The sequence below is a fragment of the Micromonospora sp. NPDC049257 genome (assembly GCF_040678915.1).
GTDB lineage: Bacteria > Actinomycetota > Actinomycetes > Mycobacteriales > Micromonosporaceae > Micromonospora > Micromonospora antibiotica.
Genome location: NZ_JBFAQU010000001.1, coordinates 1 through 13051, shown reverse-complemented (window position 1 = coordinate 13051; position 13051 = coordinate 1). Strand labels below are relative to the sequence as shown.

The 13051-nt window shown below is 73.1% G+C and carries 11 protein-coding genes; 5 read left to right on the top strand and 6 right to left on the bottom strand.

Annotation, left to right across the window (positions count from 1 at the left end):
* Window positions 1-75: 75 nt before the first annotated feature.
* The 4 genes from AB0K25_RS00055 to AB0K25_RS00040 form a co-directional block, all read right to left on the bottom strand.
* Window positions 76-306 (bottom strand): ferredoxin, encoded by a 231-nt coding sequence (locus tag AB0K25_RS00055; RefSeq protein ID WP_219465182.1) that lies wholly within the window; start codon window positions 304-306, stop codon window positions 76-78.
* Complete coding sequence (locus AB0K25_RS00050) at window positions 303-1529, bottom strand: cytochrome P450 (RefSeq protein WP_357538224.1); 1227 nt, start codon at window positions 1527-1529, stop codon at window positions 303-305. Before AB0K25_RS00050 ends, AB0K25_RS00055 begins: the two co-directional genes overlap by 4 nt.
* Window positions 1530-1800: 271 nt before the next feature.
* Window positions 1801-2667, bottom strand: a complete 867-nt coding sequence (locus AB0K25_RS00045; protein WP_363817233.1) for a hypothetical protein — start codon at window positions 2665-2667, stop codon at window positions 1801-1803.
* Window positions 2668-2741: 74 nt separating this feature from the next.
* Window positions 2742-5261: a S8/S53 family peptidase gene (locus AB0K25_RS00040; protein WP_357538222.1), complete on the bottom strand. Its 2520-nt coding sequence runs from the start codon at window positions 5259-5261 to the stop codon at window positions 2742-2744.
* Between the two features lie 129 nt (window positions 5262-5390).
* On the opposite strand from AB0K25_RS00040, the gene AB0K25_RS00035 reads away from it, so the two are divergent.
* Window positions 5391-7205 carry a sigma-70 family RNA polymerase sigma factor gene (locus AB0K25_RS00035; RefSeq protein ID WP_363817230.1) on the top strand — a complete coding sequence of 605 codons (1815 nt, stop codon included), beginning with the start codon at window positions 5391-5393 and terminating at the stop codon, window positions 7203-7205.
* On the opposite strand, the gene AB0K25_RS00030 is transcribed toward AB0K25_RS00035, so the two are convergent.
* Window positions 7202-7795, bottom strand: a complete 594-nt coding sequence (locus AB0K25_RS00030; RefSeq protein ID WP_219465175.1) for a TetR/AcrR family transcriptional regulator — start codon at window positions 7793-7795, stop codon at window positions 7202-7204. The two genes, AB0K25_RS00035 and AB0K25_RS00030, sit on opposite strands and share 4 nt — an antisense overlap.
* A 110-nt stretch (window positions 7796-7905) precedes the next feature.
* On the opposite strand from AB0K25_RS00030, the gene AB0K25_RS00025 reads away from it, so the two are divergent.
* Genes AB0K25_RS00025 through AB0K25_RS00015 form a run of 3 tightly spaced genes read left to right on the top strand, consistent with a single transcriptional unit; the run spans window position 7906 to window position 9756 of the window.
* Window positions 7906-8835, top strand: coding sequence for an SDR family NAD(P)-dependent oxidoreductase (locus AB0K25_RS00025; protein WP_219465174.1), 930 nt, complete (start codon window positions 7906-7908; stop codon window positions 8833-8835).
* A gap of 28 nt (window positions 8836-8863) precedes the next feature.
* Window positions 8864-9244, top strand: coding sequence for a metalloregulator ArsR/SmtB family transcription factor (locus tag AB0K25_RS00020; RefSeq protein ID WP_363817226.1), 381 nt, complete (start codon window positions 8864-8866; stop codon window positions 9242-9244).
* Window positions 9241-9756: an SRPBCC family protein gene (locus AB0K25_RS00015; protein WP_219465172.1), complete on the top strand. Its 516-nt coding sequence runs from the start codon at window positions 9241-9243 to the stop codon at window positions 9754-9756. The genes AB0K25_RS00020 and AB0K25_RS00015 overlap by 4 nt, the downstream gene beginning before the upstream one ends.
* Window positions 9757-9809: 53 nt before the next feature.
* Here the strand turns inward: AB0K25_RS00015 and argS are convergent, their stop codons facing one another.
* Window positions 9810-11528 (bottom strand): arginine--tRNA ligase, encoded by a 1719-nt coding sequence (gene argS / locus AB0K25_RS00010; protein ID WP_363817223.1) that lies wholly within the window; start codon window positions 11526-11528, stop codon window positions 9810-9812.
* A 711-nt stretch (window positions 11529-12239) separates the two neighbouring features.
* Between argS and AB0K25_RS00005 the strand changes: the two genes are divergently transcribed.
* Window positions 12240-12494, top strand: coding sequence for an SCO4848 family membrane protein (locus tag AB0K25_RS00005; RefSeq protein WP_219470445.1), 255 nt, complete (start codon window positions 12240-12242; stop codon window positions 12492-12494).
* Window positions 12495-13051 lie beyond the last annotated feature (557 nt).

Below are 13051 nucleotides of genomic sequence, written 5' to 3'. Positions count from 1 at the left end.
CGGGTGCCCGGGTCACGGGGCCGGGCACCCGACCAGCGCGGCGCGGATGGGGATGACGGACGCTCACCGGTGCCGTCAGCCGACCCGGATCGCACCCGCCGGGCAGAGGTCGGCGGCCCGTTGGACGCGGTCGCGCGACGCGGCTCCCGGGGCGGGGTCACGCAGCAGCACCAGGCCGTCGGTGTCGTCCTGGTCGAAGACCTCCGGGGCGGTCAGGACGCAGTTGCCCGCCCCGCAGCACCGCTCCCGGTCGACGGCCACCCGCGGCGTCGTCTCCGCCGGTAGCTGTCGTGGGGTGGGCGTCACCAGGTCACCGGGAGAGCGTCCAGGCCGAACACGACCGAGTTGTCCCGGGTGGTCAACTCCTGTGGGTCCGCCGCCACCCTCAGGTCGGGGAAGCGTCGTGCCAACTCCACCAGCGCGACGCGCAGTTCGGCTCGGGCGAGGGGCTGACCGATGCACTGGTGCATCCCGAACCCGAAGGCCAGGTGCTGGTGGGCCTGCCGGTACGGGTCGAACCCGTCGGGGTCGTCGAAGACCTCCGGGTCCCGGTTGGCCAGGGAGAGCAGGGCGATGACGCCCTCGCCGGCCCGGATCAGCCGGTCGCCGATCTCGACGTCCTCGGTGGCCACCCGGAACAGCCCGGTCCGGACGATGCTGAGGTAGCGCAGCAGCTCGTCCACCATGCCCGGGGCGAGGTCGGGGCGGTCGCGCAGGAGCGCGTACCGCCCGGGGTGGCGGGTCAGCAGCAGGACGCTCAGGCCGAGCATGTTGGCGGTGGTCTCGTGGCCGGCGATGAGCAGCAGCAGGGCCATCCCGCCGAGTTCGTCGACGCCGAGTTCACCCGGCTCGACGCGTTCCCGGATCAGCCGGCTGAGCAGGTCGTCGGCGTCGTCGGGCCGGGCCCGCTTGGCGTCGATCAGCGACCGGAGGTATTCCCGCAGCTCCTGGGCGGCGTGCTGGAGCTGGTCCATCGGCGCCTGGCGGTTGAGCAGCAGCCGGCTGCGGGACTGGAAGAAGTCGTGGTCGGCGTAGGGGACGCCGAGCAGGTGACAGATCACCTTGGACGGCAGCGGCAGGGCGAACGTCGACACGAAGTCGGCCGGTGGGCCGGCGGCGGCCAGGTCGGCCAGGGCCTCGGAGACGGTCTGGTGGATCAGCGGTTCGATCCGGCGGACATTCTTGATCATGAACTCTGCGGTGAGCATCCGGCGCAGCCGCAGGTGCGCCTCGCCGTCCATCCGGATGAAGGCCCCCTGGGAATCCGCCGTCACCTCGGGGGGCAGCGGGCGGAGCAGGGGAAAGCCGGGGCGTTGCAGATCGGAGCTGAACGCCGGGTGGCGCAGCAGCTGCCGCACCTCGGGATGCCGGGTGACCAGCCAGGCGGTGGCTCCGGTGGGCAGCTGCACCCGGGTCACCGCCTGACCGGCGAGGCGCAGTCGTTCGGCGTCGTCGAGCAGGGCGAACGGGCTGCGGGCCGGGTTGACCGGCGGCCAGTGGGGCAGGTCGGTCTGCGTGGTCTGTGTCATGTGGAACACTCCTGCCATGACGGTGAGTAGTCGCACCGATTCGTGACGTTACTCATCGGCGAAGGTCGACACAACCCTGCGCCGCGACCGCCGACCGTTGCTCACCCCGCCCGTCTCCCGCGCCCGACGGCAAGGGGCACCGGGGACCCGGCCCGACGGCAAGAGGCACCGGGGATGCCGGCCCGACGGCGGACGGCCCCACGGTCCGCGCCGGAGAATCGGCGCGGGACCGCAGGGCCTCAGGGGTGGCTGTCGGTCGACGACCGGTGGCTCAGGTCGCGCAGACGGCGTACGCGCGCACCTTCCAGTTGCCGCTGAAACCGTTCTCGTCCTCGGCGGCGCGGACGGTCGCCGTGGTCGACGAGGTGGGCCGCATCTCGGTCAGCCGCACCTGGCCCTCGCCGCCGACGATCTCGCCGCCGACCCCGTGCAGGCGCTTGCCGGCCGGGCAGGTGGCGGTGACCGTGCGGCTGGCCGTGGAGTTGTCGGCGCTGTCCACGATCACCCGCTGCTCACCGGGGAGCGGGTCGACGCAGATCACCGACGCGTCCACCGACCAGTTGCCCGCGAAGGCGTTGCCGGCCTCGACCCCCGCCACCGTCACGCTGCTCTGGTTGATCCGCAGGTCCTCCAGGAGCACGTCACTCGCCCCCGAGCCGAGGGCCAGGGCCGCACCACCGCCGCCGATGGCCCGCTTGCCCACCGGGCAGAACAACTCCAGGAACTTCGGGTTGACCGAGTTGGACGCGGAGTGGCCGGTCACCACCTCCAGACCCGACGGCGCCGGGGCGCAGATCGCGCCGGCGGTGACCGCCCAGTTCCCGGCGACACCGTTCGGGTCCTCCCGGCCGGTCACCGAGTAGAGCCCGGAATTGGCCAGCGGCTGCATGATGTCCATGCCCACCTGGCCGAGACCCGACCCGGTGATCGCGCCGCCCCCGCCGATGACCGTGGTGCCGGTCGGGCAGACCGCGCTCTGCGACTTGGCGACGCTGTTGCTCGGCCCGACCGTCGTGCGGATCAGCAGGCCGGGCACCGCCGCCACCGGCCCGCTGAGCGCGACCTGACCGAGCACCACCGCGCTCAGCAGGGCACCACCCAGGGCGACCGTCCGTCGCGTCCACTCTTGGCTGCGCATGATGTTCTCTCCTCGTGTCGTGCGGTCCCGGAACCGGTCGGTCCCGGGCGGAGTTCGGATGGGGAAACGGACCGTCAGGGGGTGACCCGCCGGATCCGGACCGGCACGGAGTCCGTGCCGACCAGACCCGACGCGTCGAAGACCTCCAGCCACACCGACCAGGTGGTGGTGTCGGTCCCGCTGGTCAGCTGGGCCAGCGCCGCGGTGAAGGACGCACAGTTCTTCGGCGTGCCCTTGTCGTCGACCGGTTCGCCGGTGGGCACCCCGCCGCCCTGGCACAGCACCTGCTTGACGCCGCCGTCGCCGTACGCCGTCCACCGGAACCGGGTCCCGGCGACCACGCCGTCCTCGACGTCGAACCCGGTCCCGACGAACGCGACCGACTTCGGCCCGGACTCGATCGTGGTCAGCTCCAGGGCCGGTGTCGGCAGGGTGATCGTGGCGACCGGCCGGGACTGCCCGGCCGGTGCCGAGGTGACCGCGAAGGCCCGCTGCACGCTCGCCCCACCCGCCGCGAACGTCACGGTGTACGCCCCCGGCGTGACCGCGTTCGCCGGCAGCAGGGCCTGGTGACCGGCCTTCTCCAGGACCACCGTGTTGCCGCGCCGGACCGTCCAGGACACCTCCGCGTCGGGGAGCTGGCCGAAGAGGTCCGGATCGTTCGAGGTGCCGAGCAGTCCGACCGACTGCCCTGCCGTGAGGGTCAGCCCCGCCGGCGGCGAGATGATCCCCACCGTCGTCGGGCTGTCCACCACCGTGACGGTCACCGACGCCGAGCCGGTACGCCCCAGGCTGTCGGTGGCGCTGGCGGTGATGACGTGGCTGCCGGCCGACAGCGACGGCACGAACGTCTGCGACCCGGTGGCCAGCTCACCGTCGAGGCTGCTGGTCCAGGTGAGCGGGATCTCCTTGCCCAGGAAGTCGGTGGCCGTGCCCCACAGGTCCACCGACTGGTTCACCCCGAACTTCTGCTTGGTCTTCGGGGTGCTGATGGTCACCGCTGGCTTGCCGACGGTCACGCCCAGGGCCTCGGCGACGGCGGCCAGCGCGTCGACCCGGCGCTGGCTGCCGGTCACCTTGTCGCCCAGCCCGCCGACGTGGGCGGTGTCGTTGAGGATCTCGCGGACCTGCTCGGAGGTGAGCGTCGGGTCGGCGGCCATCACCAGGGCGGCGACCCCGCCCACGAACGGCGAGGCGACACTGGTGCCGCAGGTGGTCTTCGTGGTGTTGACCGCAGGCGTACCCGGATCGGTCAGGCCCGCCACACACATCGGACCGTAGATCTCCACCGACGTGGTGAGGTCCTTGGTGCCCCAGTTCGACCCGCCGGACACGGTCGCGTTCGTGTTCATCCCGCCCACGCACATGACGTGCGTGCTCTCGCAGGGCACCCAGAGGGTGTCGCCGTCGACGTTCGTGCCGTTGTTGCCGGCGGCGGCGACGATCAGCGCCCCGGTGTCCCGGACGTGCTTCATCCGCCGGTCGGTCCAGGTGCGCGCGTGGCTGACGCCGAGGTTCACGTCCCGGGTGAAGCTGAGGTTGACCACGTCCGGGTGGGTCGACTCGGCGGCCTTCTCCAGCCGGCGCAGGACCGTCCAGTAGTCGATGCCGTTGCGGACGGCGACCAGTTCCTGCACCACCGGCCCGGCCGGACCGGCGGTGCCGTAGTCGTTGTCGACCCGGCCCATCCCGGCGAGGACCACGCTGGTGGCGTGCCACGGGCAGGGCGTGCCGCCGGTGCAGTCGTTGGTGTTGCTCTCGCCCCATTCCGCCTTGTGCAGCGAGACCTTGCTGGGGAAGTCGGAGTTGAACTGGAAGCCGCCGTCCTGCACCAGGTACTTCACCTGCTTGGTCAGCCGACCCTTGCTCTCCAGCAGCTGCCAGGCCGGCGCCACCCCGATGTCCATCGCGCCACCGGCCCGCATGAACGTCCAGTCGAAGACGTTCTTGCCGATGTCCGGGGCCTCGAACACCTGGCCGTCGGTGATGCCGGACGGCTCCACCAGCCAGTCGAGGACCAGCTCGGTGCCCGTACGCCACTCGGCGGCGGCCAGCGCGAGCAGCCGCAACGCGCGCTCGTCGCCGACCCGGTACCCGCCGGACTGGCGTGGCTCGGCGGCGAGCAGGTCGGCGACCAGCCCCGCCGGGTCGGCCCGGTTGGCGTCCACCCGGACCAGGTGGTCCTGCCCCTGCTCGTCGGGGGCGAACGAGTCGAGCACCTGACCACCCCAGCGGGCCAGGAAGGCGTCCAGTTCGGACTGGCCGGCGACCCGCACCATCACCTCGTCGAGCACCAGGCCGGCGGGCTTCCCGTCCGGCCCGGCCACCACACCGACCTGCCGGTCGGTGCCGACCCGCCCGACGGTGTCGAGTGACAGCCGGGGCGCGGTCAGGCCCGGGTCGACCCGGAAGGCCAGCGGTTCGGCTCCGGCGGCCCCGGGCACCCCGGTCGGGCCACCCGGGACGATGGCGGCGGTGGCGTCCACCGAGGTGGTCGCGACGAGTCCGGCGGCGAGCGTCGCGACCACTACGGTGGCCAGGTACCGGCGTCGGCCGGTGCCCGGTCGGCGGGTCGAGGAACGTGTCGTTGTCATGGGTGTCTCCCGGTGTCGGCGCTGCGATGACACCCGTGGGAGTGCCGGGGGGTCGGCATGCCAACAGAAAGTTCCCGGGAATTTTTTTCTTCGCTCTACTGGAGCGGTGGACGAGTGGTGGGGGAACGGATGGATGTGACGGCGCTGGACGACCGGGCGCTGGTCGAGGCGCTGCGACGTGGTGACCGGGTCGGCCTGGAGGGCATCTACCGGCGGTACGCCGACCGGCTCTACACGTACGCCCGGGTGATGCTGCGCGAGCCGGAGGCCGCCGCGGACGCCGTCCACGACGCGTTCCTCCTCGCCGGTCAGCGCATCGACCAGCTGCGTGACCCGGACCGGCTGCGGTCCTGGCTGTACGCGATCGTGCGGACGGAGTGCCTGCGGCAGTTGCGGGAGCGGTCCCGCTCCGCTCCGCTGGCGGAGGCGACCGAGCCGGTCGCCGACACCGCCGACCCGGCCGCCGCCGTCAACGCCGACCAGGTACGCGACCTGGTGCACCTGGCGGTCGCCGCGCTCAATCCCGGTGACCGTGAGGTGGTGCACCTGGCGATCCGCCACGATCTGTCCTCCGTGGACATCGGTGCGGCGCTCGGGGTGCCCGCCAACCATGCGCACGCCCGGTTGTCGCGGGCCCGGTCCCAGCTCGAACGGGCACTCGGTGCGCTGCTCGTCGCCCGGGGCGGGGCGCGGGACTGCCCGGCCCTGGCCGACCTGCTCGACGACTGGCAGGGCCGGCTCACCCCGACCCTGCGCAAGCGGGTCGCCCGGCACATCGACGACTGCGCCCGGTGTGGGCTGCTCCGGCGCGAGCAGTGCAATCCGGCGGCGCTGCTGACCGCGTACACGGCACCGGGTTTTCTGGTGGTCGCCGACTCGGTCTGGCCGCGGCTCGCCGACGTGGATCCCGCCACCGGCCAGGTCGCCGGCCCCGACCCCGGCCCCGACCCGGCCGGCGACGACCCTGCCGACGGGGGCTCCGCCGACGCGGGTCCGACCGACGGGGGTGCCGTCGACGCCGCCGCCCCGGGAGAGGTCCCCGACCCGGCCGGTCCGGTCGGGGCGTCCGACGGCCGGACCGAGACGCCTCCGTCGTCCGAGACCGCTGCGTCGCCGGGCGACTCCGTCGTCGCGGGGGACGCCCCGGATGCCGCCGCTGGCGGACGGGTCGTCCACGCGGTGCCGGTCGCCGCGCCCGTGGCGGTGGTGACCTCGGGTGACGCGGCGGCTGCGGGCACCGCCGCCGGCCCGGAGCGGCCGGTCGCGGTCACCGCCGGCCCGCCGGCCCGCCGGCGCAACCGGCGGCGGCTCGCCGGTCTGCTGCTGTTGCTGCTCCTCGGGGCCGGGACCTGGGCGTTGTCGCCCGTCGGGCCGGCCGCCGAGCAGGCGGCGGTGACCTCCGGCGAACTGTCCGGTGGCACGTCGTCGACCGCCCCGACGGGCGGCGGTTCCCCGCAGCGGGGTGCGTCGCCGTCGGGTCCGGCCGGTGCCGGTGTGCCGGCCACGGCGGTCCCGCCGCCGGTCGTCGCTTCGCCGTCGGCCGGAGCCGGGCAGCCGACCGCCGTCGTGCCGCCTGCGGGTACGCCGCCGGTCCCCGCCCCGACCGGAAAACCGGCCGTGCCCCACCCGCCGGCCGCACTGCCGCTGGCCGTGCCCTTCACGGTGACGGCGAACGCGCACGTGCGCTGCGGCGCGGCCACCTGGAGCCTGGTCGTCCGGGCCACCGGCAGTGCCACGCTCGGGACGGCCCGGGTGCGGTGGACACCTGCGGGTGGCCGGGCGGCGAGCCGGGCGATGACCGTGGACGGGTCGTCCGCCCAGGTGACGGTGGGTGGGCTCCGTGCCTCGGCGGTGACCTGGTCGGTGCGGGTGACCGGCACCGACGGCCGTACGGCGGACAGCCCGTCGACCACGACCGCCGACCCGTGCGTCCGGCCCGGTTAGTCGGCCTGCCGTGACCCCTCGCCGGGGTCGGGTGCGCGGACCCCGGCGAGCAGCACGGTCAGGTACAGCTCGTCGCGGTGCCGGGGCGTGCCGGCGATCCGGGCGGCGAACGCGGTACCGCAGACCAGGTGTTGCAGGTCGTCCAGCGTGAGGCCGGGGCGCAGTCGGCCGGCCCGGGTCGCCTGCTCCAGCACGGTCGCGGCCAGGTCGCCCAACTCCGCGCGACCGGCTGTGGTCTGCGTGGTGGCGTCCTGTTCCGCGGGGGTCGCGAGCACCTCGGCGAGGGCCGGATCGTCAAGTTGACTGCGCAGGAAGGCCCGTAGCAGCAGCTCCACGCCGGCCCACGGGTCGTCCTCGCGGGTTGCCGCCCGTGCCTGGTCGAGCAGCGCGGCGAAGGCGTCGGCGGCGAGCGCCTCCAGCAGCGCCCGTCGGGTCGGGAAGTGCCGGTAGACCGTGCCGACGCCGACTGCGGCCCGCCGGGCGATCTCGTTGAGCGGCAACGACAGGTCACCTTCCGCCACTACGGCACGGGCGGTGGTGAGCACCCGTTCCCGGTTGCGGGCGGCGTCCGCACGCAGTGTCGTCGTCACCGCGCCAGCCTAACCCAACGGATGGACCATCCGATCGGATTGACAATCCGTTTACCTCCGGGTTCAATCGGATAGGTAATCCACTTCATTCCTCCACCGGAAGGCACCCCATGGACAGCGCACCCGGTTGGACCGTCGCCGATCTCACCGACCAGTCCGGCCGGACGTTCGTGGTCACCGGCGCCAGCAGCGGGCTCGGCGTGGCGATCACCCGCCACCTGGCCGCCCGCCGGGGCCGGGTGGTGATGGCCGTCCGGGACACCGCCAAGGGCGCCCGGGTCCGGGCCGGGATCCTGCGCGACCACCCCTGGGCAGATCTCGTCGTGCGTCGACTGGACCTGCTCGACCTCGACTCGGTCCGCGCCTTCACCGAGGACCTCGGGAGTGCGGTCGACGTGGTGGACGCGCTGGTCAACAACGCCGGCATCGGCACCGTTCCCCGGCGGCTGAGCCCACAGGGGGTGGAGAGCCAACTCGCCACCAACCACCTCGGCCACTTCGCCCTCACCGGGCGGCTGCTGCCCGTGTTGACCGCCGGCCGGACGCCGGTCGTGGTCACCGTCTCCTCGGGTCTCTACCGGCTCGGTCGACTCGACCTGACCGACCTGGCCGCCGAGCGCCGCTACTCCCCGGGCGGGGCGTACGCCACGTCGAAGCTGGCCAACGTGCTGTTCGGGCTGGAACTCGACCGGCGGCTGCGGGCCGCGGGCTCACCGGTGCGCAGTCTGCTCACCCACCCCGGGATGACCAGGACCGACCTCTCCCGGGACCTGCCGTCCCTCGCCCGGCGGGTCGAGACCGTCGTCATGGGGCCGCTGCGCCGCCCTCTCGACGAGGCTGCGGCACCGATGCTCTTTGCGGCCACCGTGCCGGCCGCGCCCACCGGCCGGCACATCGGCCCCGGCCGGCTGTTCCGCCGTGCGGAGCCCACCTTCGCGCCGCTGCGCGGCACCGCCACCGACCGGCAGCTCGCGGCCGACCTCTGGGCCCACTCCGAAGAGCTCACCGGGGTACGCCCACTGCCGGCCCCGCTGCGCTGACGGGGGCACCCCGGGAAACCCGTAACCGATGGGTTACGCTTTCCGGGTGGACGAGGTGGCGGCGGCGATATCCGATCCGATCCGCCGCAGCATCCTCGAGCTGCTGCGCGACGGTGACCTCCCGGCCGGGGAGATCGCCGACCGGTTCCCGGTGAGCAGACCGGCCGTCAGCCGCCACCTGCGGGTGCTGCGGGACAGCGGCCTGGTCCACAGCGAGCTGGTGGGTCGGCAGCGGCGCTACCGGCTCGACACCGACCGGCTCACCGAGCTGGTCGACTGGCTCGCCCGGTTGCGTCGTCCGCGCGGTTGGGCGCAGCACCTCGACGCGCTGGAGACAGAGGTCCACCGCACCCGCCGTGAGCGGCGCACCCGCGACACGGCACCCCGAGCAGTAGGAGAGACCGCATGACCGGCATCCCCACCGGGCAGTTGTTCCGCACCCTCACCGGCACCGACCTGGTGCTGGTGCGCACCTTCCGCGCCCCGATCGAGGACGTCTGGGCGAGCGTCACCGAACCCGACCGTACCGCCCGCTGGTTCGGGCGGTGGGAGGGCGACGCCGGCCCCGGCCGCACGATCCGGTTGCAGATGGCCTTCGAGGACGGCACCCCCTGGACGGCGCTGCGGATCGAGGCGTGCGAGGCGCCCCGGCACCTGGCCGTGTCGTCGGCCGACGAGTCGGGCGGCTGGCGGATCGAGCTGGCGCTCACCGAGACGGCCGGCACCACCGAACTGCGGTTCACCCACCACCTCGACAGCGAGGAGCACGTCGGCGAGATCGGCCCCGGCTGGGAGTTCTACCTCGATCTCCTGGTGACCGCCGGCCCGGACGCCCCGGCGGACGCCCCGAAGGCCGACTTCGGTGACTACTACCCGGCGATGAAGCCCCACTTCGAGCAACTGCGCACCGGGGCCAGCTGACGACCCGGGCCGCGCCACCCGGCCCGGCCCGGGTCGACCACGGGCCGGTCGGCTCACATCCGCTCGACGGTACGGATGCCGAGCAGGTAGAGCCCCTGCCGCAGGGTGCGGCCGGTCAGGTCGGTCAGCAGCAACCGGCTGGCCCGCAGTTCCCCGTCGGCCCGCAGCACCGGGCAGCGCTCGTAGAACGCGCTGAACCGGGTCGCCAACCGGTGCAGGTAGCCGGCGAGCTGGTGGAACTCCATCGTCCGGGCCACCTCGTGGACGACGGTGGCGAACCCGAGCAGCTCGAACGCCAGCGCCCGCTCGGCCGGCGCGGTGAGCACGACCCGGGCGTCCGGGTCGACAGCGGTGCCGGCCCGCCGCGACACCGACCTGGTCCGGGCGTACGCGTACTGCAGGTAGGGGGCGGTGTTGCCGTCGAGGGCCAGCATCCGTTCCCAGTCCAGCACATAGTCGCGGGTGCGGTCGGTGACCAGGTCGGCGTACTTGACCGCGCCGATACCGACGGCCCGGCCGATCTCGGCCGCGTCCGCCTCGTCCAGCGCGGGGTTCTTGGTCCGGGCCAGCGCGGTCGCCCGGGTCACCGCCTCCGTCAGCAGGTCGACCAGCTTCACCGACTCCCCGGTCCGACTACGCAGCATCCGCCCGTCCGGACCGAGGACCGAGCCGAAGCCGAGGTGCTCGGCGCGGGCCGGCGGGCGCAACCAGCCGGCCTGCCCGGCCACCGCGAACACCATCGCGAAGTGCTGCCGCTGCGGCAGGCCGACCACGTAGAGCAGCCGGGTCGCGCCCAGCTCGCCGGTACGCAGCCGCAGCGCGGCCAGGTCGGTCGCCGGATAGCCGTACCCGCCGTCGCCCTTGCGCACGATCAACGGCAGTGGTGTGCCGTCCCGCCCGGTGAACCCCGGCGGGAAGGCGCAGGTCGCCCCGGCGCTGTCGGTGAGCAGCCCGAGCCGGTCGAGGTCGCCCACCACCGCCCCGAGCCGGTCGTCGTACGCGCTCTCGCCCCGGAAGTCGCCTTCGGTCAGGGTGACGTCGAGCAGTTGGTACACGGTCAGGAAGTACCGCTGGGACTGCTCGACCAGCAGCCGCCACAGCCGCCGCGTCTCCGGATCGCCACCCTGCAACGCGACCACCCGCTGCCGAGCCCGGTCCCGGAAGGCCGGGTCGGCGTCGAACTTCGACCGGGCCGCCTGGTAGAACCCGTCGAGGTCGCCGATGGACAGCTCCTGTGCCGCCTCCGCCTCACCGAGGTCCACCAGATGCGCGATCAGCATCCCGAACGGGGTGCCCCAGTCGCCGAGGTGGTTGACCCGCACGACCCGGTGCCCGAGCCAGCCCAGCAGCCGTACCGCCGCGTCGCCGATGACCGTGGAGCGCAGGTGCCCGACGTGCATCTCCTTCGCCACGTTGGGCCCCGAGTAGTCGACCACGACGGTCTCCGGTGCGGCCGTCACCGGCACCCCGAGCCGGTCGTCGGCGGCCAGCGCGGCGACCATGCCGGCCAGCGCGCCGTCGTCGATCGTCAGGTTGACGAAGCCCGGACCGGAGACCTCCGCCGTCGCGCAGACGTCGTCGAGGACCGCACGGTCCAGCACCGCCTGGGCGATCTCGCGCGGCGACCGGCCGAGCCGCCGGGCCAGCGCCAACGCCGCGTCGGACTGGAAGTCCGCGCGCGGCGAGCGCCGTACCACGGGGTCGACCGGGCCGTCGGCCACGGCGGTGAACGCCGGCGTCAGCCGGTCGGTGAGCAGCCTTTCAAGATCCATGGGTACGCCGATCTGCTCGGATCCGTCGACGCGGATCTCCGGGATGGGAGAGTCTGCGGACGGACCGAGGACAGCGGCGGTGACCGGCGGCTCGATCCGCCGGTCGCAGGGAATGGGTCAGCGCGGGCGGGCGACGGATCGCCGGCGTCGCTCCGCACCGACCTGGACGTCGTACGACGTTCCGGGGTGCTGGGCGGGCGCGCTGGTCATGCCGCAACGGTAGCGGGCCGCCCGGCGGCGGGTACACCCGGTTTCTCGACCGCCCGCTGGCGGCGACGCCAGCCCGTTTGACCCGTTCGGCCTGGCCGGCCCCGGCAGGCGTGGCTGGCCTGGGTCGGCCCTGGCTGGCGTGGCTGGCCCCGGCGGGTGTGGCTGGCCTGGTAGACGTGGCTGGCTCGGTCGGCCCTGGTAGACGCGGTTGGCCCGGCTGGCGTGGCCGGCCGGGTCGGGCTTGGTCGGCACGGCGGGCGTGGTCGGCACGGCGGGCTTGGTTGGCCCGGCCGGCCCTGGTCGGCGCTGGCTGGCCCCGGCGGGCGTGGCTGGCCTGGTAGACGTGGCTGGCTCGGTCTGGCTCGGCCGATGGGCATGGTGGAAACGAAGCGACTGTCCGCGTCGGTGCCGACGGCGGACCTGGCGGGCACGCGGCTGTCGGGGGTGCGCGTCCGTGCTCGCCCCCGGTGGGGACCGGGAGCACTGGAATACTCGGTGACCATGGTGTTGTCGCGGGGTTGGTCGCTGTTCCTGATCGGGGTCGGGGTGTGGACCTGGGCGATCTGGCCGAGGTTCGGGCTGGCCATCTGGAACGACGCGCGGGCCTGGGCCGGTGGGACGGTCGGCGGGGGCGCACCGACCGGCTTCTTCTGGATCCACCTGCTCCTGATCGCCGCCGCACTGGTCATCGGGACCACGGTGGGGGTGCTCGGCATCCGGGGTTGGCGGGCAGCGCGCCGGGCTTCCCGCCGATGACCTGTGGATTTGACGATCAAACCTGAAACCGCGTAACTTTCTCTCTGCCAGCGCGGAACGGGCAAACGGGACGAAAGCCCCAGGAGTCAGGTTCCAGGTTTGGCACCGGGTCGTCGAGGGCATCAGTCCACTACGACACGGACCGGGTGGGGCTCATCGAAACGCCGCAGGGCGGATTTGGACGGGCGGAACCGACCGGGTAGTGTTGTCGATCGGCAGAGCACCGGGCGAGCCTACGGGAGATCGTAGCGGCCGGTTCTGCCAAATCCGATGATCAAGCACAGCGCTGGTCGCCGTGTGCGCTCAGCGGAGCAAGGCCGTACAAAGCGTGACACACCGGGATACACCGGTTGACACGGGGAGGACGGTGAGGTAACGTAGTAAAAGTGCCCAGCGCGGAAGTGCCGGGCACGGTGAACGAGATACCCCAGGTCGGGGGTCCTGTTGGTCGGGGCTTTCGGGTGGTGTGTGGTTGTTCTTTGAGAACTCAACAGGGTGCTTGATAAGCCAGTGCCAATTATGATTTATACCCCGTGCTGGGCAGACTTTCGGGTTTG